Here is a 25501-nt window from a genome sequence, read left to right as displayed (position 1 = left end):
AGGGCGCCGCGCCGCTGGCATTGACCGTGGAACAGCCCTGTTCGAGGAGAGGAAGGCTGGCGTGACCATTCAGAACAACACCGTCGCCGCCGATCCCGACGGAGCGCCGGCCTCGGCCGCGCCTTTCGGCAGCCTGACCCGACCCGCCGCGCCGGAGTGCCGCGGCCGCATCTACGACAGCATCGCCGAGACGGTCGGCATGACGCCGCTGATCCGGGTGCGCGGGCTGGCCGCGGCGTCGGGCGTGACCGCCGACATCGTCGGCAAGTGCGAGTTCTTCAACCCGCTGGACAGCGTCAAGGACCGCATCGGCATCGCCATGATTGAGGCGGCGGAGTCGCAAGGGCTGATTGCTCCCGGCCACACCACGCTGATCGAACCGACCTCCGGCAACACCGGCATCGCGCTGGCGTTCGCGGCGGCGGCCAAGGGCTATCGGCTGGTGCTGGTCATGCCCGGGGGCAACTCGCTGGAGCGGCGCAAGATGCTGCGGCTGCTGGGCGCGACCATCGTGCTGACCCCGGCGCACCGTGGCATACGCGGCGCGATCCGGCACGCGGGCGAACTGGTCCGGGTGACGCCGGGGGCCTACATGCTCCAGCAGTTCCGCAACCCGGCGAACCCCGAGGCGCACCGCCGCGGCACTGCCGAGGAGATCTGGCGCGATACCGGTGGGCGCATCGACGTGCTGGTCGCCGGGGTCGGCACCGGCGGCACGCTGACCGGGGTGGCGGACGTGCTGAAGGCGCGCAAGGCGTCGCTGCACGTGGTGGCGGTCGAGCCGGACGGGAGCCCGGTGCTGTCTGGCGGTACCCCGGGGCCGCACAAGATCCAAGGGCTGGGTCCCGGATTCGTGCCGGAGACGCTGGATACTCGGCTGATCGATGAGGTGGTGCGGGTCCCGAGCCACCGCGCCTTCGAGACGGCGCGCCACGTTGCGCGGCTGGATGCGCTGCCCGTGGGCATCTCCTCGGGCGCCGCGCTGGCGGCGGCGTTGGAGATTGGCAAACGGGAGGCGTTCGCCGGCAAGCTGATCGTCGCCATCTTGCCCTCCTGCGCCGAGCGCTACCTGTCCACCGAGCTGTTCGACGGTCTGGAATAGGGCGAGCGCTGTCGGCACCGTTCCCTTGCACGCTCCATCCAGGATGGTTCTCCACCATAAAATACAATATTCAATCGTTCATAAAGGCGAAAATCTATTTTGTCAGTAGGAATAGCTTTTCAGCCGGTTGTGCGGGTGCTAGCCTTTCCGCGGAATTCATCGGGAACCCGGCGTTCCCGCCGCGAGGAGGAACCAATGACCGCACGCCCGCCAAAGACCGTTCCCCCCATCCTCGACTTGCGCCGCTTCGAAGGGCCGGCAGCCGAACGCCAACTGTTCCTCGGTGAGCTGCGCGCCGCCGCCCGCGCGTTCGGCGGCTTCTACATCGCGGGGCACGGCGTCGATGACGCGCTGACCCGCGAGGCGTTCGCCCTGTCGCGCCGCTTCTTCGGCCTGCCGGAACGCGAGAAGCTGACCATCGACATGGCGAACTCGCCGCACTTCCGCGGCTACACCCGCGTCGGCTGGGAGCGCACCCGCGGGCTGGCCGACTGGCGCGAGCAGATCGACATCGGCTCCGAACGCCCGGCGCTGCCCGACGCCCCTGGAGCCCCGGCCTGGGCGCGCCTGCAGGGGCCGAACCAGTGGCCGGAGTCGCTGCCGGAGCTGCGCCCGGCGGTGCTGCGCCTCCAGGACGAACTGACCGGCGTGGTCCGCCGAATCCTGAGCGCGGTGGCGCTCTCGCTCGGCCAGCCGGACGACGCGTTCGAGCGGGTGCTGGGCTCCGCGCCGACGCAACTGGTCAAGCTGATCCGCTATCCCGGCCGTGAGGCCGGCGAGGGCGAGCCGGGCGGGCAGGGCGTCGGCCCGCACAAGGACAGCGGCCTGCTGACCCTGGTGGTCCAGCACGAGCGCAGCGGCCTCCAGGTCGAGACCGAGGACGGCTGGCTCGACGTCGAGCCGGTGCCCGGCACCTTCGTGGTCAACGTCGGCGAGCTGCTGGAACTGGCCTCCGACGGCTATTACCGCGCCAACGTGCATCAGGTGGTGTCGCCGCCGGCCGGCAGCGACCGGCTGTCGGTCGCCTTCTTCCTGGGGGCGCAGCTGGATTCCCGCGTGCCGGTGTTCCGCCTGCCGCCTGACCTTGCCGCCGAGGCCCGCGGGCCGGAGCGCGACCCGCGCAACCCGCTCTACTACGACGTTGGCGAGAACGCGCTGAAGAGCCGCCTGCGCTCGCATCCCGACGTGGCGCAGCGCCACTACGCCGACCTGCTGCCGGCCCGCGCCCGCTGATCCAAGACACGCGAAGAAGAAGGACACGCACGCATGACCGCAGATCTCTTCACAGCCAAGGCGCCGCCCTCGATCCACCCGGAAACCCTGGCGCTGCACGGCGGCGCCTACCGCGCCGATCCCGCCAGCGGTGCCGTCGCGGTGCCGATCTACCAGACCACCTCGTTCCAGTTCCAGGACACCGCCCACGCGGTGCGCCTGTTCAGCCTGGAGGAGCTGGGCAATATCTACACCCGCGTCACCAATCCAACGCAGGACGCGCTGGAGCAGCGCCTCGCCGCCATCGAGGGCGGCGTCGCCGCGCTGGCGGTGTCGTCGGGGCAGGCGGCCTCCACCTTCGCGGTGCTGAACCTGGCGCAGGCGGGCGACAACATCGTCTCCTCCACCGACCTGTACGGCGGCACCTGGGCGCTGTTCGCCAGCACCTTCAAGCAGTTCGGCATCGAAGTGCGCTTCGTCGATCCGGGCGACCCGGAGAACTTCCGCAAGGCGACCGACGGGCGCACGCGCGCCTACTACGCCGAGACACTGCCGAACCCGAAGCTGAACGTCTTTCCCATCAAGGAGGTGGCGGAGATCGGCCGGCCGCTGGGCATCCCGCTGATCGTCGACAACACCGCCGCCCCGCTGCTGGCCCGTCCGCTGGAGCTGGGCGCCGCGGTGGTGGTCTATTCCACGACCAAGTACATCGGCGGCCACGGCACCAGCATCGGCGGCGCCATCATCGACGGCGGCAATTTCCCGTGGGCCGAGTTCCCCGAGCGCCAGCCGCTGCTCAACACGCCGGACGAGAGCTACCACGGCGCCGTCTGGACCGAGGCGACCAAGCCGCTGGGCCCCGTCGCCTACGCGGTGCGGGCGCGGGTGAAGCTGCTGCGCGACGTCGGCGCGGCGATCTCGCCGTTCAATGCCTTCCAGATCATCCAGGGCCTGGAGACGCTGCCGCTGCGCATCCGCCAGCACACGGCGAACGCCGCGCATGTGGCTGGGTTCCTGAGCACGCATCCGAAGGTCGAGCGGGTGATCTACCCGGGCCTGCAGACCGGCGAGGCGAAGCGTCGCGCCGACGCGGTGCTGAAGGGCGGCTACGGCGCGCTGGTCGGCTTCGAGCTGAAGGGCGGGGCGGAAGCCGGGCGGCGCTTCATCGACTCGCTGCTGCTGTTCTACCACGTCGCCAACATCGGCGATGCGCGCAGCCTCGCCATCCACCCGGCGACCACCACGCACTCGCAGCTCAGTGGCGACGACCAGCTGCTGACTGGCGTCACCCCCGGCTACGTCCGGCTCTCCATCGGCATCGAGCACCCGGACGACATCGTCGCCGACCTCGCCCAGGCGCTCGACCGCGTCTGATATCCAGGATAACGGACGGCCCGGCGATAATATTCGCCGGGCCGTCTGCTATCATTGGACAGATATCCGGTACCTTGGAGCAAAGTGACCGGTGCCGTTTGTGTGTCCTTGCCGGCCGTTTGGCCAAATATCATAGTCCGTTTCAGCCCGATGGCGGCGCCGCAGCGAGCGACGCCCAGGCGGGGTCACGGATTTCGGCGGATGCGACATCCGTCCGACTTTGCAAGGACACGGAGCGAGCCATGATGACTGCGATGCAGATGCCCATGACCGGCGGCATGATGCCGATGCCCAATATGATGTCGGGCATGATGCCGATGGGCGGGATGATGCCGCAGATGGGCATGGGGGGTATGCCCATGATGCCCCAGATGATGCCCCAGATGATGCCGGTGATGATGCCGGCCATGATGGGCAAGATGACCTGCGAGATGATGCCCGGCGGCGGCATGGTGATGAAGTGCATGCCGATGCCCGGCATGGACATGGCCATGTTCAACGAGTGCTGCACCCGCATGATGGCCATGATGAAGGCCGGCATGCCCTGCATGATGATGTGCGGCGGCATGATGATGATGTGCATGCCGGAGATGGCGGCCTGACGCCAGGCATTCAGCCGACGGACTCGGCGTAGGTCATCACCAGGTACATCACCGCATCGGTATCGCCGACGTTCGCGTAGCTGTGCGGCGCGTCGGCTTCGAAGAGGATGGCATCCCCCCGGCGCAGGCGCTGGCGCGTCTCGCCCACCGTGATCTCGACCGTGCCCTGCGACACGGCAAGGTTCTCGACGGTGCCGGGGGGATGGGCCTCCGCCTCCTCCACCGCGCCCCGGCGCAGCTGCAATTCATAGAACTCCACCCGCCGCTCCCCGTCGAAGGGGAACAGCGCCCGCGAGGTGAAGGCGCCGTCCTGCGAGGCCAGCGTCTTCGACCGCTCCTGGCGCAGCACGACGATTCCGCTCTGCCCGGTGCTGCTGGTCAGCGCGGCGAAGGGGACGTCCAGCGCGCGGGCGACCTTCCACAGCAGGCCGATGGTCGGGACGCTGCGGCCCAGCTCGATCTGGCCGAGCATCGCCCGGCTGACCCCCGACCCCTTCGCCAGCCGCTCCAGCGAGAGCCCCTGGCGCGTGCGCAGGCGCCGCAGGTTGCGCCCGAGCACATGGGCCAGATCCTCCTCCGACGCGATGCCCGGATCATTCGATGGTGTGGCCGATGGTGTGGCCGATGGTGTGGCCGGCGACGGCGCGGCCGGCTCGTCAGGGTTCTGGGCGGCCGCCATGGCGGCGAGCGGGGCGGTGCTCAAAACGCCCGCCATACCGGCATCATCACCCACACGGGAATCCACACCATCGGGATGACCGCAGGCGCCGCCTGCGGCGGGTGCTCCTCGCGCCGGCGCCGGTACGCCGCAAGATCGATCACCGAAGCCTGCCGAGCCGCCATCGAAGCCTCCTCATGCGTGTTTCCCTCATTTCCCTATATTGTTCATAGGCTATACACAATTTCAACTGAAATATGTAGTAAATACAAACTGGTCTCGGTGAATCCATGGAGGCAGCCGCACCGCGCTCGACCGGGCGCTTCCCAACGTGCGGCGACTTGTCGCAGAAGCGTTCCGAACGCCGTACAGCGCTTTGCTTTCGCTAGATATGCATTTTTAGTTTGTTAATTTTTTGAAATAACTCCATTGACTCTATAGGAAATGATCTTCTCCCATACGCTTGTGGGTTGGGGCAGACGCCCGGGTGGGGACGCCGACGGCGCTCCACCCGGGCTCCGCCGACCCGGAAACTGCGAACGAGGGAAGAAGGCATGGTCGCCGCGCCGAAGCTGAAGGAGACGACGGAACCCGGGTTTGCCGAGGTGCTGGCCGAGCATCCCGACTTTCCGCGCCTGATCGCGTTGAAGATCGACGTGCAGCGCCGCGGCGTGCACTACACCGACCGCGCGCTGTCGGTGGTCGATCCGGCGGTGCACCAGCTGCGCAGCGCCAACATCTTCGGCACCCGCGACAGCACGCTGCGCACGCAGCTCCCCGACTCGCTGCTGCTGCGGGACGGCACCAGCATCGTCGTCGATCCGGCCCCGCTGGAGCGCAATCCTTACCATGTCGATCTGATCGACGGCCGGCTGACCATCACCGACGGCGGCGAACCGCTCGAAGAGGTCGAGCTGTGGCACAAGCCGGCCTTCTACGACAAGCACACCAGCACCGGCATCCCGATGAGCCTGATCGCCCAGGCCCGGCCGCAGCGCATCAACATCTTCCAGTCCAGCTTCTGCTACTTCTGGGCCGAGGACGACGGCGGCTGCCAGTTCTGCGACATCGTCAACTTCACCAAGCAGCAGAAGGAAATCTTCGCCGACCGCCCGAACCGTCCCCGCGCCCGCGACATCGCCGAGACGGTCAGGGAGGCGCTGAAGGAGAAGGGCCGCTTCACCACCTTCTGCCTGACCGGCGGCTCGGTGCTGAAGGGCGAGGAGCTGTTCGACCTGGAGGTCGACTATTACATCGAGACGTTGCAGGCCATCGGCGAGAACTTCACGACGAAGAAGTTCCCCAGCCAGCTCGTCGCCTCCGCCTTCAACGAGCGCCAGCTCGCCCGGCTGTACGAGGAGACCGGGCTGTCCAGCTACACCACCGACCTGGAGGTGCTGAGCGAGCGGCTGTTCGAGTGGGTCTGCCCCGGCAAGTCGAAGGAGGTGGGCTACAAGGAGTGGCGCGCCCGGCTGATCCGCGCGGTGGACATCTTCGGTCGCGGCAACGTCAACACCGGCATCGTCGGCGGCGTCGAGCTGGCCCGCCCCTATGGCCACCAGAGCGAATCCGAGGCGCTGGCCGCCACCCTGGACGAGGCCGAGTATCTGGCCGAGCACGGCGTCTCCACCATCCACACCGTCTGGGTGCCGCGCCCCGGCTCGTCCTTCCGCGACCAGGAGGCGCCGTCGCTCGACTACTACATCCGCCTCGCCAAGGGGCTGCATGGGCTTCGCGTGAAATACGGTCTGACCATCGACTTCGACGACTGGCGCCGCTGCGGCAACCACCCCGACACCGACCTCGCGCGCCTGCTGTGACCGCCTTTCCGAAAGCCCAAAAGGACACCGCCATGCCCGTTTCGCTTTCCGCCGAGGTCGCGGACCTCATCGCCGATCCCACCGCCGCCAAGGTGCTGGTCACCACCGACGAGGACGGCACGCCGCACGCCGTCGCCACCGACTTCCTGGAGATCGCCGGGGACGGCACCATCCTCTACCTTGAGCCGCTGGAATCCTCCGCGTCCAACCGCAACCTGGTGCGCAGCATCTGGTACGACCGCCGGGTCGCCATCGCGCTGAAAGGCGCCGACGGGCGCAGCGTCCAGATCAAGGGCCGTCCGGTGCGCACGCACGTCGCCGGGCCGGTGTTCCAGCGCCACTACGTGGACTTCCAGGAGCGGCACGGCGACATCGACCTTGCCGCCGTCTGGGTGATCCGGCCGGAGGCGGTCCACGACGAGGACTTCGGCCGTGCCAAGGCGCACGAGGAGGCGACGCGCCCCTTCTTCCGCCACCTCGACCGCATCGCCAAGCAGCCGGAGGCGGCCCGATGAAGCGCCTGACCGCACTTCTGGCCGGTGCGCTGCTGGCCGCATTCGCCGCCACGGCCGCGCAGGCGGCGGAGATCCGCCTGGGCATCCAGAACAACACCTTCAACGCCGCCGTGCTGGTCGCCAAGCAGAAGGGCTGGATCGAGGAGGAACTGGCGAAGGACGGGGCCGCCGGAACCGTCGTGCAGTGGATCCCCTTCACCTCCGGCCCGCCGCTCAACGAGGCGTTCGCCGCCGGCAAGATCGATCTCGCCTTCTTCGGCGACACCCCGGCGCTGATCGGCCGTTCGGTCGGGCTGGAGGCGCACATCATCGCCAACGCCTCGTCCGGCTCGGTCTCGCACGCGCTGCTGGTGCGCGGCGATTCGCCGGTGACGCGGGTGGCCGAGCTGAAGGGGAAGAAGGTCGCCACCTTCAAGGGCACCTCGGCGCACCATCTGTTGCTGGAGGCGCTGGCCGAGGCGAAGCTGTCGGCCGCCGACATCGAATTCGTCAACCTGCCGCTGGCCGACGCGGTCACCGCGCTGGTCAAGGGCGACGTCGCCGCCGCGCTGGTGTGGGAGCCGCAGGTCACCCGGCTGGAGGTCGAGCACGGCGCGCGGGTGCTGCGCGACGGCACCGGGCTGAAGAACTTCCTCAACGTCATCGAGGCCGCCGACGCCTTCACCGCCAAGCACCCGGCCGAGACCAGGGCGCTGCTGCGCGCCTTCCGCCGCGGCGGCGAGTTCGTGCACCAGAACCCGGACGCGGCGGCGGAACTGCTGACGAAGGACATCGCGGTGCCGGTCGGCATCATCCGCCGATCGCTGGACCGCTTCGACTTCACGGTCGGTCTGCGGCCGTCCGACGTCGTCACCGTGAAGAAGACGGAGGCCTTCATCCGCGGCCAGGGGCTGATCCGCACGCCGGTGGATGTGGACGCCTTCTTTGACCACAGCTTCGCCGGCGCGGCGATCAACTGACGGGGGCACCCATGAAGACGTTGCTGAAGACCCTGGGGGGCGTGCTGGTCGCCGCCCTCCTCGGCGGCGCCGCGCAGGCGGCGGAGATCCGCCTCGGCGTCGGGCCGAACCCGTTCGGTGCGCCGGCGCTGATCGTCAAGCAGAAGGGCTGGCTGGAGGAGGAGCTGAAGGCGGCCGGCGCCGGCGATACCAAGGTGAGCTGGGCCACCTTCACCTCCGGCCCGCCGATGAACGAGGCGCTGGCCTCCCGGCAGATCGACGCCGCCTTCTACGGCGACATGCCGGTGCTGTTGGGCCGTGCCGCGGGAATCGACCTGAAGGTGCTGGGCGTGGCGTCGTCGGGCTGGACCAACAACGCCGGCGTCGTGCCCGCCGGCTCGCCCATCGCCGCGGTCAAGGACCTCAAGGGGAAGAAGATCGCCACCTTCAAGGGGACGACGGCGCACCACCTGCTGTTCCTGGCGCTGGCCGAGGCGGGGCTGAAGCCGGACGACATCCAGCTCGTCAACATCCCGATCACCGAGATGGGCACGGCGCTGCTGAACGGGAACGTGGACGCCGCCTTCCTGTGGGACCCGCTGCTGAGCAAGCTGGAGGCCGAGGGTGCGGTGCGCGTCCTGCGCGACGGCAAGGGGCTCAAGAACGTGCTGTCGCTGATCGTGGTCGGCGAGGCGTTTGCTGCCGCCAACCAGCCGCAGGCGGTGGCGCTGCTCAAGGCCTACGCGCGTGGCGCCGACTTCATCCGCGCCAACCCGGCGCAGGCGGCCGAGCTGCTGGCGCCGGAGTTCAAGCTGCCGGTCGAGGTGGCGGCGCGGGCGCTGTCGCACTTCCAGTACGACCCGGCGTTCCACGCCGAGGAGCTGGCCGCGCTGAAGGGCACCGAGGCGTATCTGCGCGAGAACGGCCTGATCCGCACCGCGGTGGACGTCGACCGTCTGGTCGACCGCTCGGTCGCCGACGGGATCGGCCTGAAATGACGGCGGCGGGGGACATCCTGGAGGTACGGGCGGCGCCGCGGCTGCCGCGGCTCAACCTCGGGCGGGCCGGTCGCTGGGCGTTTGCCGCCGCGGCGCCGGTGCTGCTGCTGGCGGTGTGGCAGGCGCTGTACGCGCTGGGCGTCGTGCGGCCGATCCTGCTGCCGCCGCCGACGCGGATTGCCGCCACGCTGTGGAGCCTGATCGCCAGCGGCGAGCTGCCCCGCCACGTCGGCGTCAGTGCGCTGCGCGTGCTGGAGGGGTTCGCGCTGTCGGCGTCGCTGGCCCTGGCGCTGGGCGTCGCCATCGGGCTGTCGCGCACGCTGGACCGCTTCCTCGACCTGCTGATCCAGCTGGTTAAGCCGATCCCGCCCATCGCCTGGATCCCGCTGGCGATCCTGTGGTTCGGCATCGGCGAGGAGGCGAAGGTCTACATCATCGTGGTCGGCGGCTTCTTCCCGATCCTGATCAACACCATCGACGGCATCCGCCAGACCGATACCCGCTTCGTCGAGCTGGCGAAGCTGCTGGAGGTGCCGCGCTGGAAATTCATCCGCCAGGTGGTGCTGCCCGGCGCCCTGCCGCCGATCATGAGCGGCCTGCGCATCGGGCTGAACGTGTCGTGGATGTGCGTGGTGGCGGCCGAGCTGATCGCTGCGTCCTCGGGCATCGGCTATCTGATCATGGACGCCCGCCAGCTCTCGCAGACCGACGTGGTGCTGGCCGGCATGGCGACCATGGGCGTGCTCGGCAAACTGACCGACGATGCGCTTCGCCTCGTCGAGCGGCGGCTGATCACGTGGCGCACCAGCTTCGGCGGCGTATGAGGAGGGGATGCATGGCGAACGCGGACGTGACGGTGCAGCGCCTCACCAAGCGCTACGGCACCAACGGCCGGACGGTGACGGCGCTGTCCGGCATCGACCTGACGATCCGGGCGGGCAGCGTGGTCAGCATCGTCGGTTCCAGCGGCTGCGGCAAGAGCACGCTGCTGCGCATCGTCGCCGGCCTCGACACCGACTACGAGGGCACGGCGGCGCTGGGCGGGGCGCGCATCCGCGGCCCCGGCCTGGATCGCGGCATGGTGTTCCAGGAACACCGGCTGCTGCCCTGGCTGACGGTCGAGCAGAACATCGCCTTCGGCCTCAACGGCCTGGGGGCCGCGGAGACGAGGCGGCGGGTGGAGGAGCACCTGGAACTGGTCGGGCTCGCCGCCTTCGCGCGGGCCTATCCGGGACAGCTGTCGGGCGGCATGTCGCAACGCGTGGCGATCGCCCGTGCGCTCGCCAACCGGCCGGAGGTGCTGCTGCTGGACGAGCCGTTCGGCGCTCTCGACGCGCTGACCCGCATCCAGATGCAGCAGGAGGTGCTGCGCATCTGGCAGGCGGACCGGACCACCATGATTCTGGTCACCCACGACATCGACGAGGCGATCTATCTCGGCGACGACGTGGTGGTGATGTCGGCGCGGCCGGGGACGGTGCGCACGGTGATCCCGGTGGAACTGCCGCGCCCGCGCGACCGCAACTCCCAGCCCTTCGCCGAGATCCGCAAGCGCATCCACGCGGAGTTCTTCGGCGACGGCTCCGCCGGAACGGCATACGTCATCTGACGGGCGGCGTCGCGCCAGAGTCCTCACGCCAACGTTGGATCAACGCGCGCAACGGGGCGGACGAGGCGGGCTCCATGGCTGACCGATGGGGATTTCCGTCTTGATGCGCGCCGGGCGCTCGCTGAACACGATGACGCGGGTGGCCTCCATCGCGGCGCTCGGCATGAAGACCTTGCTCAAGGTCATGGCCGAGCTGGGGGGCGAGACGCTCTTCCTGCTCGCGCTGGTGCTTGGCGTGCTGCTCGTCATGGGGCACTCATGACCGCCGGACCGATGACCGAGGCTATCGCAGGAGCGGAACAACCATCGCCGGGCTGTCGAGGGGATGAACATCATTGTTGCGACCAAAAATCAGGTACCCAGTGAGTGCGATTGTCAAAGCAATCACAATAAATTTCGTCACCGTCATTGCGAGATATCTGACCTGATGACTGGAGTGTGGTTTGTGTTGGTTGCGCAGCATGAAGATGCCTGTCTGTTGTGTGCGCGTTCGTCGGTTTGGATGAGTTGGCATGGCCACGTGGAAGGTCGTGCGCCTCAACAATGGATCGCGATGTCGAAAGGCCAAGCCCGATGCCTTCGGCCTCCGTGGTCGCGAACGGCGTGAGCAGTCGGGGAAGGGCTAGCGCCGGCCGCCCATCCGGCCGCCACCCATCCGGCCGCCACCAAAGCCGCCACCACCAAAGCCGCCGCGATCGAACGAGCCGGCCTGGGCTCGCGCGCCACTGCCACCCAGCCCACCACTGGATCCCGCCTGGAAACGCGATGGCCCGGCTGCGGCGGGCGTCACGGAACGGAGCGTTCCGTTGCTGATGCGAGTCTGCATGCTTGAAACCACCTGTTGCCGCTTCTCCGCGTCCAAGCCGCTCCATGCTTGCCGCACGCGTGCGCGCTCATCCGCATCGAGAGTGTTCCACCGGTCACGAATCTGCTGCTTTTCCTCGGGCGAGAGGGCGTCCCATTTTTGCTTGAGCGCGACCTTCTGCTCGTCGGTTAGCCCGGCGAGGAAAGCCACGTCGCCCTCATCATAGTAGTAGACCCAATCATCATCGTAGAACGGATAGTCCCCAGGAGCGTTCATATAAGCAACGCTTCCCGAGCCGGAGCAACCGGCCAGCGCTACGGCCCCCAGCGCTCCCACCAGCAACCGGCGTCGCGACCACATGTCGATCATTCCCTCAATTACAGGCCGGAACCACGCCAGTCTTGGCCGCACTCACGGCGCCCATCGACACTTCATACCGGCGGCGGATGATCACATCCGCATGACCACGCGCCCGTCGATCTTGTTGTCGCGCATTCGGCCAAACACGCTGTTGATGTTTTCCAGATGCTCGACCGAATAGTGAACCTTCACCTTGCCGTCGCCGGCGAACTGGAGGCATTCGGCGAGGTCCAGCCGGGTGCCGACGATCGATCCGCGGATGGTCTTCCGCATCAGGACCGTGCTGAATATGTCCAGTTCGAACGATCCGGGCGGCAGCCCGACGAGGGCCATGGTGCCGCGCTTGGCGAGCATGCCGAGAGCCTGGTTGAAGGCATGCGGAGACACGGCGGTGACGAGCACGCCCTGAGCGCCGCCGCACAGCGCCTTGACCTCGGCGACCGGATCGGTGGTCTTCGCGTTGATCGCGGCGTCCGCGCCCATGTCACGGGCAAGCGCCAGCTTTTCGTCGGAAATGTCGACGGCGATCACGTCGAGCCCCATGGCCTTCGCGTACTGCACGGCAATGTGGCCGAGCCCGCCGATGCCGGAGATCACGACCGTGTCGCCGGGCCTGGTGTCGGTTTCCTTCAGCCCCTTGTAGACGGTCACGCCAGCGCACAGGATGGGGGCGGCCATCTCCCAGTCAAGCTTGTCCGGCAGGTGGCCGACATAGTTGGGATCCGCGAGGGTGTACTCCGCGAAGCCGCCGTTGACCGAATAGCCGGTGTTCTGCTGCAGGTCGCACAAGGTTTCCCAACCGGCGAGGCACTGTCGGCAGTGCCCGCAGGCCGTGTGCAACCAGGGAACGCCGACCCGGTCGCCCTCCTTCACCGCGGTCACGCCGACGCCCACCGCGGCGACGGTGCCGACGCCTTCATGGCCTGGAATGAAGGGTGGGTTCGGCTTGACCGGCCAGTCGCCGTCCGCCGCGTGCAGGTCGGTGTGGCAGACTCCCGAAGCCGCGATCTTGACCAGGATTTGGCCCGGGCCGACCTCCGGCACCGGAACCTCTTCGATCGACAGCGGCTCCCTGAAGCGGTGCACCACAGCCGCCTTCATCGTTCTCGCCATTACCCCCTCCCTTAGGCTCTCAAGGCCGCCTAGCACCCTGTTTTGATGCCGCCGGAGCCGCTGAAATGGCGGCATCGCCGATGCGGAGCGCTGGCGCCCTGCCCATGCCAGCATGCGCACGCCCGATACGGCGTTGCACAAACGCAGCCAAGCACAAGAGCGGCAGGACGGCGGCAGCCGCCCCTGTTAACTTTATCCCAGCAGGACGGCTGTAAATACTTATACAGCAAATACATCGCTTGAAGAATTAGAACGAGAGGCGTATGTACTTTCAGATCTACAAAAAATGCCGCCACCTCTTTTGGCTGCCACTCCACACATCTTTGCGCGTTGATTTTGTCGGCATTGGCGGGGCGATGTTTGTGTAATTTTCATTGCGCGATCCAGCTAGAACTGCGTGCGCGCTTGAAGATCTGCATAACGCATCGCTCCCGACACGCCCTTGGAGGATCACTCGGCGGCCTTCTGCGGGGCTGTGCCGGCACGCAGCGCGTCGGCGAGCCTTTCGGCGTCGTTGCCGACGATGAGGTCCAGGCCCTCCGCCCGATGAACGACGGCACGCACGCCGGCCCGTTTCAGCGCGGCCGCATCGGCCTTGTCCGCGTCGGCAAGCTCCACACGCAGCCGGGTGACCGCAAAAGCCGCAAGGACCCGGATGTTCGCGGCCCCGCCGAGCGCGTCACGAAGCAGATCCTCCCGGACCCCAGGCGCGTCCGCCCTCGGCGGCCGGGATGGCGGGATCGCCCCGGCCATGGCGGCGGATGCGGGCACGGCCGGCTCTGCGGGCATGGCAGTCGCGTCGGCGGCGGAGGATTGCAGGTACTCCTGCATTTCCGTCTTCAGGTTCTCGGACAGCGGGCCGAACACCGCCTGGACGCTGTCGCCGACCCGCAGCACGCCCGAGGCCCCCATGCTCCGCAGCTTCGCCTCGTCGACCCGCGCCGGCTCCCGAACCACCACCCGCAGCCGGGTGATGCAGGCGTCGAGCGTGTCGATGTTGCCCCGCCCGCCGAACGCGAGCACAAGGTCCCGCGCCCGCTCGGTACCGGTGCTGGCGGCGGTGTCGGCGGTGGCCGCGGCCTCTCGGCCGGGGGTCTTCAGATCCAGCCAACGGATCGCGCCGCGGAAGACGGTGTAGTAGATGGCCGCGTAGACCGGCCCGAAGATCAGCACCAGCCACCACTTCTGCGAATAGGGGCTGAGCACGTTGAAGATGACGAAGTCGATGCCGCCCTGGGAGAAGGTGAACCCCATGTGCGCGCCCAGCGAGTTCATCAGGAACTGCGAGGTGGCGGCGAGCACTGCGTGGATCAGGTAGAGCACCGGGGCGAGGAAGAGGAAGGAGAACTCGATCGGTTCGGTGATGCCGGTGAGAAAGGAGGCCAGGGCGGCGGAGATCATGATGCCGCCGACGCGGGCCCGGTTTTCCGGCAGCGCCGCGTGCCAGATGGCGATGGCCGCGGCCGGCAGGCCGAACATCTTGAACAGGAAGGCGCCGGACAGGATGCCGGCGGTCGGGTCGCCGGCGAAGTAACGGTTGATGTCGCCGTGCACGACCTCCCCCGTCGCCGTCTGGAAGGAGCCGATCTCGAAGAAGAAGGGGACGTTCCAGATGTGGTGCAGGCCGAAGGGGATCAGCAGCCGCTCGACGAAGCCGTAGATGGTGGCGGCGGTGCGCGGATCGCCGACCGCGGCCCAGTGGGAGAAGGCGTTGATGCCGTTCTGGACCGGCGGCCAGACCACCGACAGCGCCACGCCCAGCAGGATCGCGGCGAGCGCCGTGATGATCGGCACGAAGCGCTTGCCGGCGAAGAAGCCGAGGTAGGCGGGCAGTGCGATCTTGTAGTAGCGGTTGAACATGGCCGCCGCCAGCCCGCCGGCCAGGATGCCGCCGAACACGCCGGTCTCCATGGACTTGATGCCCATGATGGTCTTCGGCTCCATGCCCCACACGCCGGTCATCACGCCCAGCGTGGCGAGCATCACCAGATACCCGATGGTGGCGGCGATGGCCGAGACGCCGTCGTTCTGGGTGAAGCCCAACGCCACGCCGATGGCGAAGATCAGCGGCAGGTTGCTGAAGATGACGTCGCCGGAATTCTTCATCAGAAGCGACAGCAGCGGCGGCATCCAGCCGAAGTTGGCGGCGCCGATGCCCAGCAGCAGGCCCGCCACCGGCAGGACCGCGACCGGCAGCATGAGGGACTTGCCGATGGTCTGGAGAAAGGCGAAGGGATGCAGGGTCATTGCAGCCTCCTGACGACGTTTGGCACCCGCCTGGGGTGTTCTTCGGCGCGGACGGTGTGGCCCTAGCCACAATGCACGGTACGATCTGCCTCTTTTTGGAATCTTGCACCGCTGCAGGAGCGACATACTTTCATGGCGCCGTCCTTGACTTCCCTGCGGAGTCAAACCACTTCGCCACAACAAGAGCAGGATAAGATAATCCAGCCAGAGGGGAACAGGCTCCGCAAAAAGGGGGGATGCGCCGTGACCAGTCTCCGTCTTGTCGCACCGCTCGCCGGCTGGGCCATGCCGCTGGAGGACGTACCCGATCCGGCCTTCGCGCAGCATCTGGTCGGCGACGGGATGGCCATCGATCCCACCGTGGACGAACTGTGCGCGCCGTGCGACGGGGTCGTGCTGGCGGTCCACCGCGCCCGGCACGCCTGCACCCTGCGCACGGCGAGCGGTGCGGAGATCCTGCTGCATGTCGGCGTGGACACGGTGGGGCTGGGCGGCGAGGGCTTCACCGTCCACGTGCAGGACGGCCAGAGCGTGCGGGCCGGCGACCGGCTGCTGTCCTTCGACATGGATCTGCTCGGCCGGCGGGCGCGAAGCCTCGTCAGCATGATGGTGGTGGTCAACGGCGAGGGCTACAGCGTGGACGGCCGCCGCACCGACCGGGAGGTGGCGGTCGGCGATCCGGTGATGGAGGTCCTCGGCGGGGACACGACCGTCGCCGGCCCGGATGCGCCGGAGGACGCCGGGGAGGATGCCGGGACGGAGCGGCGCGCCGTGCGCCTGCCCATCGCGCACGGGCTGCACGCCCGGCCGGCGGCGGCCCTCGCCAACGCCGCGAAGGCGCACGCCGGCCCGGTGTCGATCCTGTCCGACGGGCGGACCGCCAACGCCAAGAGCGTGGTGGCGCTGATGGGGCTGGGCACCGCGCTCGGCGACGAGCTGACCGTCACCGCCTCCGGTCCGGGAGCCGCGTCCATCGTGGACTCCCTGGCGGCGCTGATCGACCAGGGGCTCGGCGATCCGGTGGTCACGGTCGCCGCGGCTCCCGCCGTCCCTACATCCGCCGCCATCCCACCGCCCGCCGAGGTGGAGGACGCCGGCCCACCCTTCGCGGCCGGAGCGGAGGTTCTCCTGAAGGGCACCATCGCCGTTCCCGGCATCGCGGTCGGCTCGGCGGTGCGGTTGTTCCGCACGGCGGTTCCCATCGTCGAAGAGGGCCGCGGCCCGGCGGTGGAGGAACGGCGCCTGCGCGACGCCCTGGCCGGCGTGGCCGCGCGCCTCGCCATCGCCGCCGCCCGGACGCCGGAACACACCGCCATCTTCGAGGCGCATCGCACGCTGATCGACGACCCGGAGCTGGTCGAGGAGGCGTTGGCCCGGACGCGCGCGGGCAAAAGCGCGGAGTGGGGCTGGAGCGCCACCATGCGCCGGCATGCCGAGACGCTCTCCCGCATGGCCGACCCGCGCATGGCCGAGCGCGCCGCCGACATGCGCGATCTGGAACAGCAGGTGCTGGAGGTGCTGGCCGGGCGGGGGCCGCGCCTGCGGCTGGCCGACATGGTGGAGGGCGCCATTGTGCTCGCCGACGAGTTCCTGCCGTCCGATCTCGCCGACGTGGCCCCCGGCCGGCTGGGCGGGTTGTGCATGGCGCAGGGCGGTCCGACCTCGCACGCCGTGATCCTGGCGGCTTCGCTGGGGCTTCCGACGGTGGTCGCGCTTGGGTCCCAGGCCCGGCGGGTGCCGGACGGGGCGCCGGTCATCCTGGACGGGAACCGGGGCGAGCTGCGGGTCTTCCCGCCGCCCGAGGCCATGACGGCGACGCGCGACGCCGCCAGCCTGCGTGCCGCCCGCCGCACCGAGAACCGCAAGTCGGCGATGTTGGAGTGCGTGACGGCGGACGGCGCGCGCATCGAGGTCTTTGCCAACCTGGGCCGCGCCGCCGACACCGCCGGCGCGGTGGCGGAGGGGGCCGAGGGGTGCGGCCTGCTGCGCACGGAATTCCTGTTCCTGGAGCGGCAGTCGGCGCCGACCGAGGACGAGCAGGCCGCCCAGTACCAGGAGATCGCCGACGCGCTCGGCGGCCGGCCGCTGGTGATCCGCACGCTGGACGTGGGCGGCGACAAGCCGTTGCCCTATCTGCCGCTTCCCAGGGAGGAGAACCCGGTGCTCGGGCTGCGCGGGGTGCGCGTCGGCCTGCGCCAGCCGGAGCTGCTGCGTACCCAGATCCGCGCCATCCTGCGCGTCACCCCGGCCGGGGCGTGCCGCATCATGGTGCCGATGATCGCCTCGCCGGACGAGTTGCGGGCGGTCCGGGCGATGATCGACGAGGAGCGCGCGGCTCTGCATCGCGTGGAGCCCATCGAGGTCGGCGCCATGATCGAGGTGCCGGCGGCGGCGCTGACCGCCGACCGGATCGGCGCGGTGGCCGATTTCCTGTCGGTCGGGACGAACGACCTGACGCAGTACGCGCTGGCGATGGATCGCGGCAACCCGCATGTGGCTGCGCAGCTCGACGCGCTGCACCCCGGCGTGCTGCGCCTGATCCGGCTGGCGGTAACGGGGGCGGGGCGGTTCGGCCGGCCGGTGGCGGTGTGCGGGGGCTCCGCCTCCGACCCGATGGCGGCACCCCTGCTGCTGGGGCTCGGCGTGACGGAGCTGTCGGCGACCCCGGCGGTGATCGCCGACCTGAAGGCCTTCATCCGCACGCTGCGGCTCGACGACTGCCGGGCGGTCGCCGAGGCCGCACTGGAGATGGATTCGGCCGACGAGGTGCGGCGGCTGGTGACGGAGCGCTGGCCGGAGCTGTGAGCCCTGGAGGAACCGTTCAGAGGCGTCCGCCGACCTCGTCGAGGTGCCTGAGCATGTCGGCCGGGTCTTCGTACACGCGATAGGCCCCGGCGCGTTCGAGTTCTTCCGCGCCGTAGCCGCCGCAGAGGAGGCCGACGCCCAAGGCCCGGCAACGCTGCGCGGCGAGCATGTCCCAGATGCTGTCGCCGACCACCATGGCGGTCTCGATCCGCACGCCGAGGCGTTCGGCGGCGGCGAGGAACAGGTCCGGATCGGGCTTGGCGTATTTCACCAGATCCCGCGTGACGACCGGGACGGTCTGCGGATCGATGCCGAGCGCCTCCAGGTTCTGCGCCGCGGTTTCCATGCGGCCGCTGGTGGCGATGGCCCATTTGATGCCGGCGTCCGACAGGGTTGCCAGCAGCTCGCGCGCGCCCGGCAGGGGGCGGATCTTGCCCGCCATCCGCCTGTAGGCGGCGGCGTGGCGGTGGCGCATGCGGTCGATGCGTTCCTCGCTGATCTCGACCCCGGTCTCCCGCAGGAGCTGGTTGGTGAACAGTCCGCCGCTCATGCCGATCTTGCGGTGGATGCGCCAGACCGACAGATCGACTCCTTCCCCTTCGAGGGCTTCCTGCCACGCCATGACGTGCTGGTAGACGCTGTCGACGAGGGTTCCGTCCAAGTCGAAAAGGAAGGCCGCTTCGATTCTCATGTCACGCTCCCGTTGCCGCCGGTCAGATGCACGTCCGCATGTCGCTCGGCCCGCTTGCGGCTTACCTTCCGATGGGCCGTCAGGCGGGGTCGATCATGTGAAGCGCCAGATACAGCCGCATGCAGTCCTCGGTGACGGACAGATCGACACCGCAGAGATCCTGGATCTGATGCATGCGATAATCGAGCGTGTTGCGGTGAACGTGCAGCGCCTGGGCGGTCGTGGACATCTGCATGCCGTGGGCGAACCACGCCCGCAGGGTACGGAGCAGCTGCTCCTGGCGGTTGTGGTCGAGCAGGGGACGCAGGGTTTCGTTCAGCTGCTCGGCCTGCCACCCCTCCCGCAGGCCGTCGAGCAGGACGGGAAGCGCGAGGTCGGCGTAGAAATGTGCAGCTTCACGCGGCCGGCGCTGCTTGCCGACCTTCAGCGTGGCCTTGGCGACCCGATAGGAGCGGGCCAGGCCGTCCACCCCCGGGAAGTAGTGCCCCAGGGCCAGGCGGATGCCCAGGGGGCTGCTTTCCCGCATGCGGGCGAGCAGGTTCTTCACCCGCTGCCGCTGCACATCGACATCCCACTCCCCCCTCCTGTTCAGCGCTGGCGTCAGGACGACCAGTTCCGTGAGGGACACGGTGGCGATCAGGTTGTTGCGCTCCGGCGTGCTCAGCAGCGTGTGCAGGCGCTGGACCTCCTCGATGACCTGGTCCACCTCCAGCGTTCCGCGCTCGATCTCGATCGCCACGGCCACCCGCGGCATCGCCGTGTCGATGCCCAGGCGCTGGGCCCACTCGGTCAATTCGGGCGTCAGGGGGCTCTCGCGGACGAGCGCGAGGACGAGTTCCTCGCGCATGCGGGCGTCGCGGGCGAGCAGGCGCATCAGGTAGGCCTGCTCGAGCATGGTCTCGGCCGCCATGCGCACCAGCTCGCCGTGCTGGCGCACCGTCTGGGGCGTGCCGGACAGCCCCACGCAGCCGACGATCCTGCCCTCGGTCCGCAGCGGCAGGTTGACGCCTTGGCGCACACCGCTGAGCCGGTGTTCCAGGTGGGCGTCGATCTCCACGGTCGACCGCTTCGAGTAGGCGAGCAGCGCCCCTTCGTGCAAGGTCCCCAGGCGCGCGGGGTCGCCGCTGGCGATGATGACGCCGCTGGCGTCCATCACGATGACGTTGCCGTCGATGATCGTCATCGACCGATCGACGATCGCCTGCGCCAGAGAGCGGTCGAGTGTGAGCATCGCGGCATCCCCCCGCACCGTCGACGAGACGCCTTCGCGGGTTCGGCGTGACTGCCTTGCCGAGGGCTTTTGGGCGTCTGCACAAGAAAGACCTGGAACGACGGGGTGATTTTCTCAAGTCGGCACAAAGATTCCCGCCTTCCCTCGGCCCACCTATCCGGCAATCCGATCCGGCTGGCCATGTCCGGCGGCGGATTTGGTGGCGGAGCGTCATTGTGGCGCCGGTACGCCACAATGATCGACTTCCTCCAAGGAGAGTGCCATGACCGCAATTGCGGACACGCATGTCCCGAGTCACGAGGGGATCGAGGGTACCTACAAGAAGGTGGCCTTTCGCCTGATCCCCTTTATTTTCGTGTGCTACCTCTTCAACTACCTCGATCGCGTCAACGTCGGGTTCGCCAAGTTGCAGATGCTGGATGACCTGGGGATGAGCGAGGCGGTGTACGGCCTGGGCGCCGGCATCTTCTTCCTCGGCTACATCGCCTGCGGCGTGCCCAGCAACATGATGCTGCACAAGATCGGCGCCCGCCGCTGGATCGCCGTCCTCATGGTGCTGTGGGGGCTGCTCTCCACCAGCCTGCTGCTGGTGCGCGACGCCGAGACGTTCTACGTCCTGCGCCTGCTGACCGGCGCGGCGGAGGCGGGCTTCTTCCCGGGCATCGTCCTGTACCTGACCAAGTGGTTCCCGTCGGCCCGGCGCGGCCGGGTCATGGCGCTGTTCATGTCGGCCATTCCGATCTCCGGTGTGCTGGGCGGCCCGTTCTCGGGCTGGATCCTGAGCCACTTCGCGGCCAGCCCGGGCGGCCTCGCCGCGTGGCAGTGGCTGTTCCTGCTGCAGGGCCTGCCGACCGTCCTGCTCGGCATCGCCGTGCTGTTCGTGCTCAGCGACGGCGTGGCGGACGCCAAGTGGCTGACCGCCGAGGAGCGCACCGCCCTACAGAGCGCCCAGGTCGAGGACGAGAAGAACAAGCCGGTCGGCGCCTCGGACTCCTTCGCCAGCGCGCTGCGCAACCCGAACGTCTGGATCCTTGGGATCATCTACTTCTGCATCCAGAGCGGCGTCTACGCCATCAACTTCTGGCTCCCGTCGATCATCAAGAGCAGCGGCTTCAGCGATCCCAATCTCATCGGCTGGCTGAGCGCCATCCCGTACCTGGCGGCGAGCATCTTCATGGTGGTGGTCGGGCGCTCGGCCGACACCCATCGCGAGCGCCGCTGGCACCTCAGCGTGCCGATGCTGATGGGCGTCGGCGGTCTGGTCATCGCCGCCAACTTCGCGAGCAGCCCGGTGATCTCCCTGTTCGGCCTGACGCTCGCCACCATGGGCGCGCTGACCGGCCTGCCGATGTTCTGGCCGCTCTCCGGCGGCTTCCTGAGCGCGGCGGCGGCGGCGGCCGGGCTGGCGTTCATCAACTCGATGGGCCAACTGGCCGGCTTCCTCAGCCCGTATCTGGTCGGCTGGATCAAGGACGCGACGCAGAGCACGGACCTGGCGCTCTACATCCTGGCCGGCGTCATGATGCTCGGCGTGGCGCTGGTGCTGCGGATCCCCGCCAAGACGGTCAACCGCTGAGGCCGAACCGAAGGCGGCCGGCGGAACGCCCGCCGGTCGCCTCCGGCCCCGCTGGAGCCAGCGGGGCCGAGCACAGGAGACCACCATGAAAACCATGAAGATCGTGATCGCCCCGGACTCCTTTAAGGAGAGCCTGTCCGCCCTCGAGGTCGCCACGCACATCGAAAGCGGCATCCGCGAGGTGTACCCGGAGGCCGTCTGCGTCAAGCTCCCGGTGGCCGACGGCGGCGAGGGCACGGTGGAGGCGATGGTCGCCGCCACCGGCGGCCGGACCATCCGCGTCCCGGTCACCGGGCCGCTGGGGGAGCCGGTCAACGCCTTCTACGGCCTGACCGGCGACGGCCGGACGGCGGTGATCGAGATGGCCGCGGCGAGCGGCCTGATGCTGGTCGAGCCGGCCCGCCGGAACCCGATGGCGACGACCACCTACGGCGTCGGGGAACTGATCCGGGCCGCCCTGGACCAGGGGGCGCGGCGCTTCATCCTGGGCATCGGCGGCAGCGCCACCAACGACGGCGGGGCGGGCATGGTGCAGGCGCTCGGCGTCCGCCTGCTGGACGGCCGGGGGCGTGACATCGGCTTCGGCGGCGGCTGCCTGGACACGCTGGAGCGCATCGACGCTGCGGGCCTCGACCCGCGCCTTGCGGAGTGCCGGATCGACGTCGCGTGCGATGTCGACAACCCGCTGTTCGGCCCCGCCGGCGCGTCGGCGGTGTTCGGTCCGCAGAAGGGGGCGACGCCGGCCATGGTGCGCCAGCTCGACGCCAACCTGGGCCACTACGCCGCGGTCATCCGGTGCGACCTCGGGGTCTCGGTGGCCGATGTGCCGGGCGCCGGCGCGGCCGGCGGCCTCGGCGCCGCGATGGTCGCCTTCCTTGGCGCCGAGCTTCGCCCCGGCGTCGACATCGTGACGACGGCGGTCGGTCTGGATGCCGTGGTCGCCGACGCCGATCTGGTGATCACCGGGGAAGGCCGGATCGACGGCCAGACCATCCACGGCAAGACGCCGATCGGCGTGGCCCGCGTGGCCAAGCGCCACGGCAAGCCGGTGGTGGGGATCGCCGGTTGCCTGACTCCGGACGTCGGCGTCGTGCACGCCCACGGCATCGACGCGGTGTTCAGCGTTCTCTACCGGCCCTGCACCGTGGCGGAGGCTCTGGCCGGGGCTGCGGACAACGTCCGTCAGGCCGCTCGCAACGTCGCCGCCGCGATCCGGGTCGGGGAGGCGATGGGGAGGCCATTGGGATGATCGGAACCATACTGGACGCCGCGCGGAGCGGTGACGTGCGTTATTCGAAGGATCGGCTCTCGAAGCCGCCCCGCCGCCTGATGCTCCTGCTGCTCCTGCTGGTGGCGGTGCCGCTGCTGGGGTTCGAGGCCGTCACGCATCTTGAGTTGCGCGCGGCGCGGGAAGCCGAAGTTCAGCAGCAGGCCGACCGCCTGCTCACCGTGATCGAGGACGAGCAGCGGCGCATCATCCAGAACGCCCGGGACGTGCTCGGAACGCTCGTGGAGGCGGGGGTGGTCGGAATGGAGGCAACGGCCTGCCAGGACACCATGGAGCGCCTGCGGGGGCGCTATCCGGCGTATCTGGCGGCCAGCATCACCGACCGGCACGGCACGATCCGGTGCTCGACCGTCCCTGGAGCGGCCGGGATCTCGATCGCCCACCGCGAAACCTTCCAGGCGGCGCAGGCCACGGACCGGGTCGTCATCGGCCAGCACATAACGACGATCGTATCCAAGCAACCGGTTCTGCCGTTCGCCCTGTCGTACCGCGGACCGGACGGCTCTTTCGCCGGGGTCGTTACTGTGCTGATCGACATCGGCTGGATCAACGAATACCTCGCGACCAAGCCCCTGCCGGAGAACGCGTCCGTTCTTCTTGCCGATGGCAACGGCACGGTGCTCGCGCACGCGCCGGATCGTCCCGCCGCCATCGGGGACCCGCTGCCCGAGCGGTACCGTCCGCTGCTGAACCGCACGCAAGACGGCACCGTCGAGATGGCCGGCCTGAACGGTACGGTTCGCGTCCACGCCTACTCTCCGGCGGGGTCGGAACCGCAGGGCCTGTTCATCGTCGTGGGCATCTCCAAGGCCGATGCGTTGCGCCCGCTCAACGCCGCGGCGATTCGTTCGATGAGCATCTTCACGATCCTGCTGGTGTTGTCGTGCACGGCCGCCGCGCTGGGGCTGCGCCGGTACCTGCGTGTTCGCGAGCAGGCTTACAAAGCGGCTAAAAAGATGGCCACGGTGCTGTCGAGCACCACGGATGCCGTCATGGAGTTCGATGGCGCGTGGCGCATCACCTTCATGAACGACCGTGCCCGGATGATCGCCGATCATATTCAGATGCCCGACTTGATCGGCACCGATTTCCGGGACGCCTTCCCCGTGCTGGTCGGGACCGACGCCTGGCAACGATGCCGGGAGGCCATGGAGCAGAAGGTGCCGGCCGAGTTCGACATGTATGGCCCGGTGAGCAGGCGCTGGTACGCCGTCCGCCTGTTCCCGTCGCGCTGTGGACTGGCCGCCTATGTCCAGGACATCACCGAACGCCGGCGGATGGAGGACGCGGTTCGCCAGGCCAAGGAGGACGCCGAGAAGGCCGCCCTGTCCAAGTCGAAATTCCTTGCCGCGGCCAGCCATGACCTGCGGCAACCGATGCAGGCGCTTCTGCTGTTCGCGGGAACGCTGGAAAACCATGTGCATGACGAACGGGGGCGGGCGAGCCTGCGGCACCTGCAACGGGGCCTGGACGCCCTGAAGGATCTGCTCGACAGCCTTCTCGACGTGTCGCGCCTCGATGCAGGTGTCATTCAGCCGGTGATGCGGGAGTTCCCGATCGCCGAGGTGCTCGACGAGGTCGACGCCTCCTACGCCGCGGTGTGCCGGGGCATGGGCCTCGACTGGCGGGTCGCGCCGTGCGGCGTCACCATCCGCAGCGATCCCACCCTGCTGAGGCGCGTGCTCCGCAACCTTATCGAAAACGCAGTCCGCTTCACCAGGGACGGCTTCATCCACGTCGAGTGCCGTTGCGACGACCGGCACCTGCGCATCGCGGTGCGGGACAGCGGCATTGGCATACCCGCCGACGAGATCGAGCGGATCTTCGACGAGTTCCACCAGATCGGCAATTCCGAGCGGGACCGGCAGCAGGGTCTTGGCCTCGGCTTGGCCATCGTGCGCCGCATCGCCGACCTGCTCGGCTTCCAGGTGACGGTGGCGTCCGAACCCGGGAGGGGCACGGTCTTCGCCTTCGAGGTCCCTCTTGGGGATGCACAGCCGGTGATCTCATCCGACGTTCCGCGGGCCGTCCCCGGCGATTGCGACCGGTTCGCTCTGGTGATCGACGACGACGCCATGGTGTTGATGGCCCTGGAGACGATGCTGCGGACATGGGGCTACGAGGTTCTCGCCTCCGGATCGGCGGACGAGGCGCTGGATCGCCTGCGCGATATCGGCCGGTCTCCCGATCTGCTAGTGGCGGACTACCGGCTGCGCGACGGCTCGGTCGGCACCGAGGCTGTGTTGCGGATCCGCGAGCGGTTCGGCCGCGACATCCCGGGCATCCTGCTGACCGGTGAGCTTGGTCCGGAATGCCAGCGGGATGCCGCTGCGCATGGCCTGCACGTCGTCTACAAGCCGGTCACCCCGCGGCAGTTGTCCCAGGTGCTGGAGGAGCGGACGAAGGTGCCATGCTGAGCCTCGACCACCGCGTCGGCAGCCGATGGATGGCCGGTCGCCCCGGCGCGGTGCCGAGGCCTCCGGTCCCCAAAGCCCCCTGATGGCCCCTGAAGGCATGCGATCCGTGCCGCCGCTTTCCCGGAAAGCGGCGGTTCTCG

The 25501-nt window shown here is 68.7% G+C and carries 22 protein-coding genes; 14 read left to right on the top strand and 8 right to left on the bottom strand.

Annotated features, from left to right (window positions below; all coding sequences use genetic code 11):
* The first annotated feature begins 133 nt into the window (after positions 1-133).
* From cysK to TSO221_RS16010, 3 genes are all read left to right on the top strand, one after another.
* Positions 134-1102 carry a cysteine synthase A gene (gene cysK, locus TSO221_RS16020; RefSeq protein WP_282187774.1) on the top strand — a complete coding sequence of 323 codons (969 nt, stop codon included), beginning with the start codon at positions 134-136 and terminating at the stop codon, positions 1100-1102.
* 195 nt (positions 1103-1297) lie between these two features.
* Entirely contained in the window at positions 1298-2335 is a 1038-nt protein-coding gene (locus tag TSO221_RS16015; protein ID WP_109119512.1) for a 2-oxoglutarate and iron-dependent oxygenase domain-containing protein, read from the top strand.
* Between the two features lie 33 nt (positions 2336-2368).
* The gene (locus tag TSO221_RS16010; protein ID WP_109119511.1) at positions 2369-3688 is read left to right on the top strand and encodes a PLP-dependent transferase; all 1320 of its coding nucleotides are present in this window, start codon (positions 2369-2371) and stop codon (positions 3686-3688) included.
* Between the two features lie 142 nt (positions 3689-3830).
* Here the strand turns inward: TSO221_RS16010 and TSO221_RS35460 are convergent, their stop codons facing one another.
* From TSO221_RS35460 to TSO221_RS35455, 3 genes are read right to left on the bottom strand one after another with little or no spacing between them, the layout of a single operon-like run.
* On the bottom strand, positions 3831-4271 hold the full coding sequence (locus tag TSO221_RS35460; RefSeq protein WP_158284109.1) for a hypothetical protein: 441 nt from the start codon (positions 4269-4271) through the stop codon (positions 3831-3833).
* A gap of 29 nt (positions 4272-4300) precedes the next feature.
* Positions 4301-5005 carry an XRE family transcriptional regulator gene (locus TSO221_RS16000; RefSeq protein ID WP_109119509.1) on the bottom strand — a complete coding sequence of 235 codons (705 nt, stop codon included), beginning with the start codon at positions 5003-5005 and terminating at the stop codon, positions 4301-4303.
* Entirely contained in the window at positions 4990-5133 is a 144-nt protein-coding gene (locus TSO221_RS35455) for a hypothetical protein (RefSeq protein WP_158284108.1), read from the bottom strand. The genes TSO221_RS16000 and TSO221_RS35455 overlap by 16 nt, the downstream gene beginning before the upstream one ends.
* A gap of 369 nt (positions 5134-5502) precedes the next feature.
* On the opposite strand from TSO221_RS35455, the gene TSO221_RS15995 reads away from it, so the two are divergent.
* From TSO221_RS15995 to TSO221_RS35450, 7 genes are all read left to right on the top strand, one after another.
* Entirely contained in the window at positions 5503-6768 is a 1266-nt protein-coding gene (locus TSO221_RS15995; RefSeq protein ID WP_109119508.1) for a radical SAM protein, read from the top strand.
* Between the two features lie 32 nt (positions 6769-6800).
* Positions 6801-7283 carry a pyridoxamine 5'-phosphate oxidase family protein gene (locus tag TSO221_RS15990; RefSeq protein ID WP_109119507.1) on the top strand — a complete coding sequence of 161 codons (483 nt, stop codon included), beginning with the start codon at positions 6801-6803 and terminating at the stop codon, positions 7281-7283.
* Positions 7280-8242, top strand: a complete 963-nt coding sequence (locus TSO221_RS15985; protein ID WP_109119506.1) for an aliphatic sulfonate ABC transporter substrate-binding protein — start codon at positions 7280-7282, stop codon at positions 8240-8242. The genes TSO221_RS15990 and TSO221_RS15985 overlap by 4 nt, the downstream gene beginning before the upstream one ends.
* Positions 8243-8253: 11 nt before the next feature.
* The gene (locus tag TSO221_RS15980) at positions 8254-9219 is read left to right on the top strand and encodes an aliphatic sulfonate ABC transporter substrate-binding protein (protein WP_109119505.1); all 966 of its coding nucleotides are present in this window, start codon (positions 8254-8256) and stop codon (positions 9217-9219) included.
* Complete coding sequence (locus TSO221_RS15975) at positions 9216-10043, top strand: ABC transporter permease (RefSeq protein WP_109119504.1); 828 nt, start codon at positions 9216-9218, stop codon at positions 10041-10043. The genes TSO221_RS15980 and TSO221_RS15975 overlap by 4 nt, the downstream gene beginning before the upstream one ends.
* An 11-nt stretch (positions 10044-10054) precedes the next feature.
* Positions 10055-10828: an ABC transporter ATP-binding protein gene (locus TSO221_RS15970; protein ID WP_109119503.1), complete on the top strand. Its 774-nt coding sequence runs from the start codon at positions 10055-10057 to the stop codon at positions 10826-10828.
* A 103-nt stretch (positions 10829-10931) separates the two neighbouring features.
* A complete protein-coding gene (locus TSO221_RS35450) occupies positions 10932-11090 on the top strand; it encodes a hypothetical protein (RefSeq protein WP_158284107.1) in 159 nt (52 codons plus the stop codon).
* A gap of 360 nt (positions 11091-11450) precedes the next feature.
* On the opposite strand, the gene TSO221_RS15965 is transcribed toward TSO221_RS35450, so the two are convergent.
* The 3 genes from TSO221_RS15965 to ptsG all read right to left on the bottom strand — a co-directional run bounded on the left by TSO221_RS15965 (position 11451) and on the right by ptsG (position 15353).
* Entirely contained in the window at positions 11451-12002 is a 552-nt protein-coding gene (locus tag TSO221_RS15965; RefSeq protein WP_146208824.1) for a hypothetical protein, read from the bottom strand.
* 81 nt (positions 12003-12083) lie between these two features.
* Positions 12084-13106, bottom strand: coding sequence for a zinc-dependent alcohol dehydrogenase (locus TSO221_RS15960; RefSeq protein ID WP_109119501.1), 1023 nt, complete (start codon positions 13104-13106; stop codon positions 12084-12086).
* A gap of 450 nt (positions 13107-13556) precedes the next feature.
* A complete protein-coding gene (gene ptsG / locus TSO221_RS15955; RefSeq protein ID WP_109119500.1) occupies positions 13557-15353 on the bottom strand; it encodes a PTS glucose transporter subunit IIBC in 1797 nt (598 codons plus the stop codon).
* 243 nt (positions 15354-15596) lie between these two features.
* Here ptsG and ptsP point away from each other — a divergent pair, with 243 nt between their 5' ends.
* The gene (gene ptsP / locus TSO221_RS15950; protein ID WP_109119499.1) at positions 15597-18158 is read left to right on the top strand and encodes a phosphoenolpyruvate--protein phosphotransferase; all 2562 of its coding nucleotides are present in this window, start codon (positions 15597-15599) and stop codon (positions 18156-18158) included.
* A gap of 16 nt (positions 18159-18174) precedes the next feature.
* Here ptsP and TSO221_RS15945 read toward each other — a convergent pair whose 3' ends face one another.
* Together TSO221_RS15945 and TSO221_RS15940 are read right to left on the bottom strand one after the other, a co-directional pair.
* Positions 18175-18849, bottom strand: a complete 675-nt coding sequence (locus TSO221_RS15945; RefSeq protein WP_109119498.1) for an HAD family hydrolase — start codon at positions 18847-18849, stop codon at positions 18175-18177.
* A gap of 79 nt (positions 18850-18928) precedes the next feature.
* Positions 18929-20080 (bottom strand): sugar diacid recognition domain-containing protein, encoded by a 1152-nt coding sequence (locus TSO221_RS15940; protein WP_109119497.1) that lies wholly within the window; start codon positions 20078-20080, stop codon positions 18929-18931.
* 262 nt (positions 20081-20342) lie between these two features.
* Here TSO221_RS15940 and TSO221_RS15935 point away from each other — a divergent pair, with 262 nt between their 5' ends.
* The 3 genes from TSO221_RS15935 to TSO221_RS15925 all read left to right on the top strand — a co-directional run bounded on the left by TSO221_RS15935 (position 20343) and on the right by TSO221_RS15925 (position 25361).
* Positions 20343-21656, top strand: a complete 1314-nt coding sequence (locus tag TSO221_RS15935; RefSeq protein WP_109119496.1) for an MFS transporter — start codon at positions 20343-20345, stop codon at positions 21654-21656.
* 94 nt (positions 21657-21750) lie between these two features.
* The gene (locus TSO221_RS15930) at positions 21751-22905 is read left to right on the top strand and encodes a glycerate kinase (protein WP_109119515.1); all 1155 of its coding nucleotides are present in this window, start codon (positions 21751-21753) and stop codon (positions 22903-22905) included.
* A complete protein-coding gene (locus tag TSO221_RS15925; RefSeq protein ID WP_109119495.1) occupies positions 22902-25361 on the top strand; it encodes an ATP-binding protein in 2460 nt (819 codons plus the stop codon). The genes TSO221_RS15930 and TSO221_RS15925 overlap by 4 nt, the downstream gene beginning before the upstream one ends.
* The last annotated feature ends 140 nt before the right edge of the window (positions 25362-25501 follow it).

Origin of the sequence: Azospirillum sp. TSO22-1, assembly GCF_003116015.1 — a bacterium.
In the GTDB taxonomy this organism is placed as follows: Bacteria; Pseudomonadota; Alphaproteobacteria; order Azospirillales; family Azospirillaceae; genus Azospirillum.
This window is presented reverse-complemented; position numbering and strand designations above follow the sequence as displayed.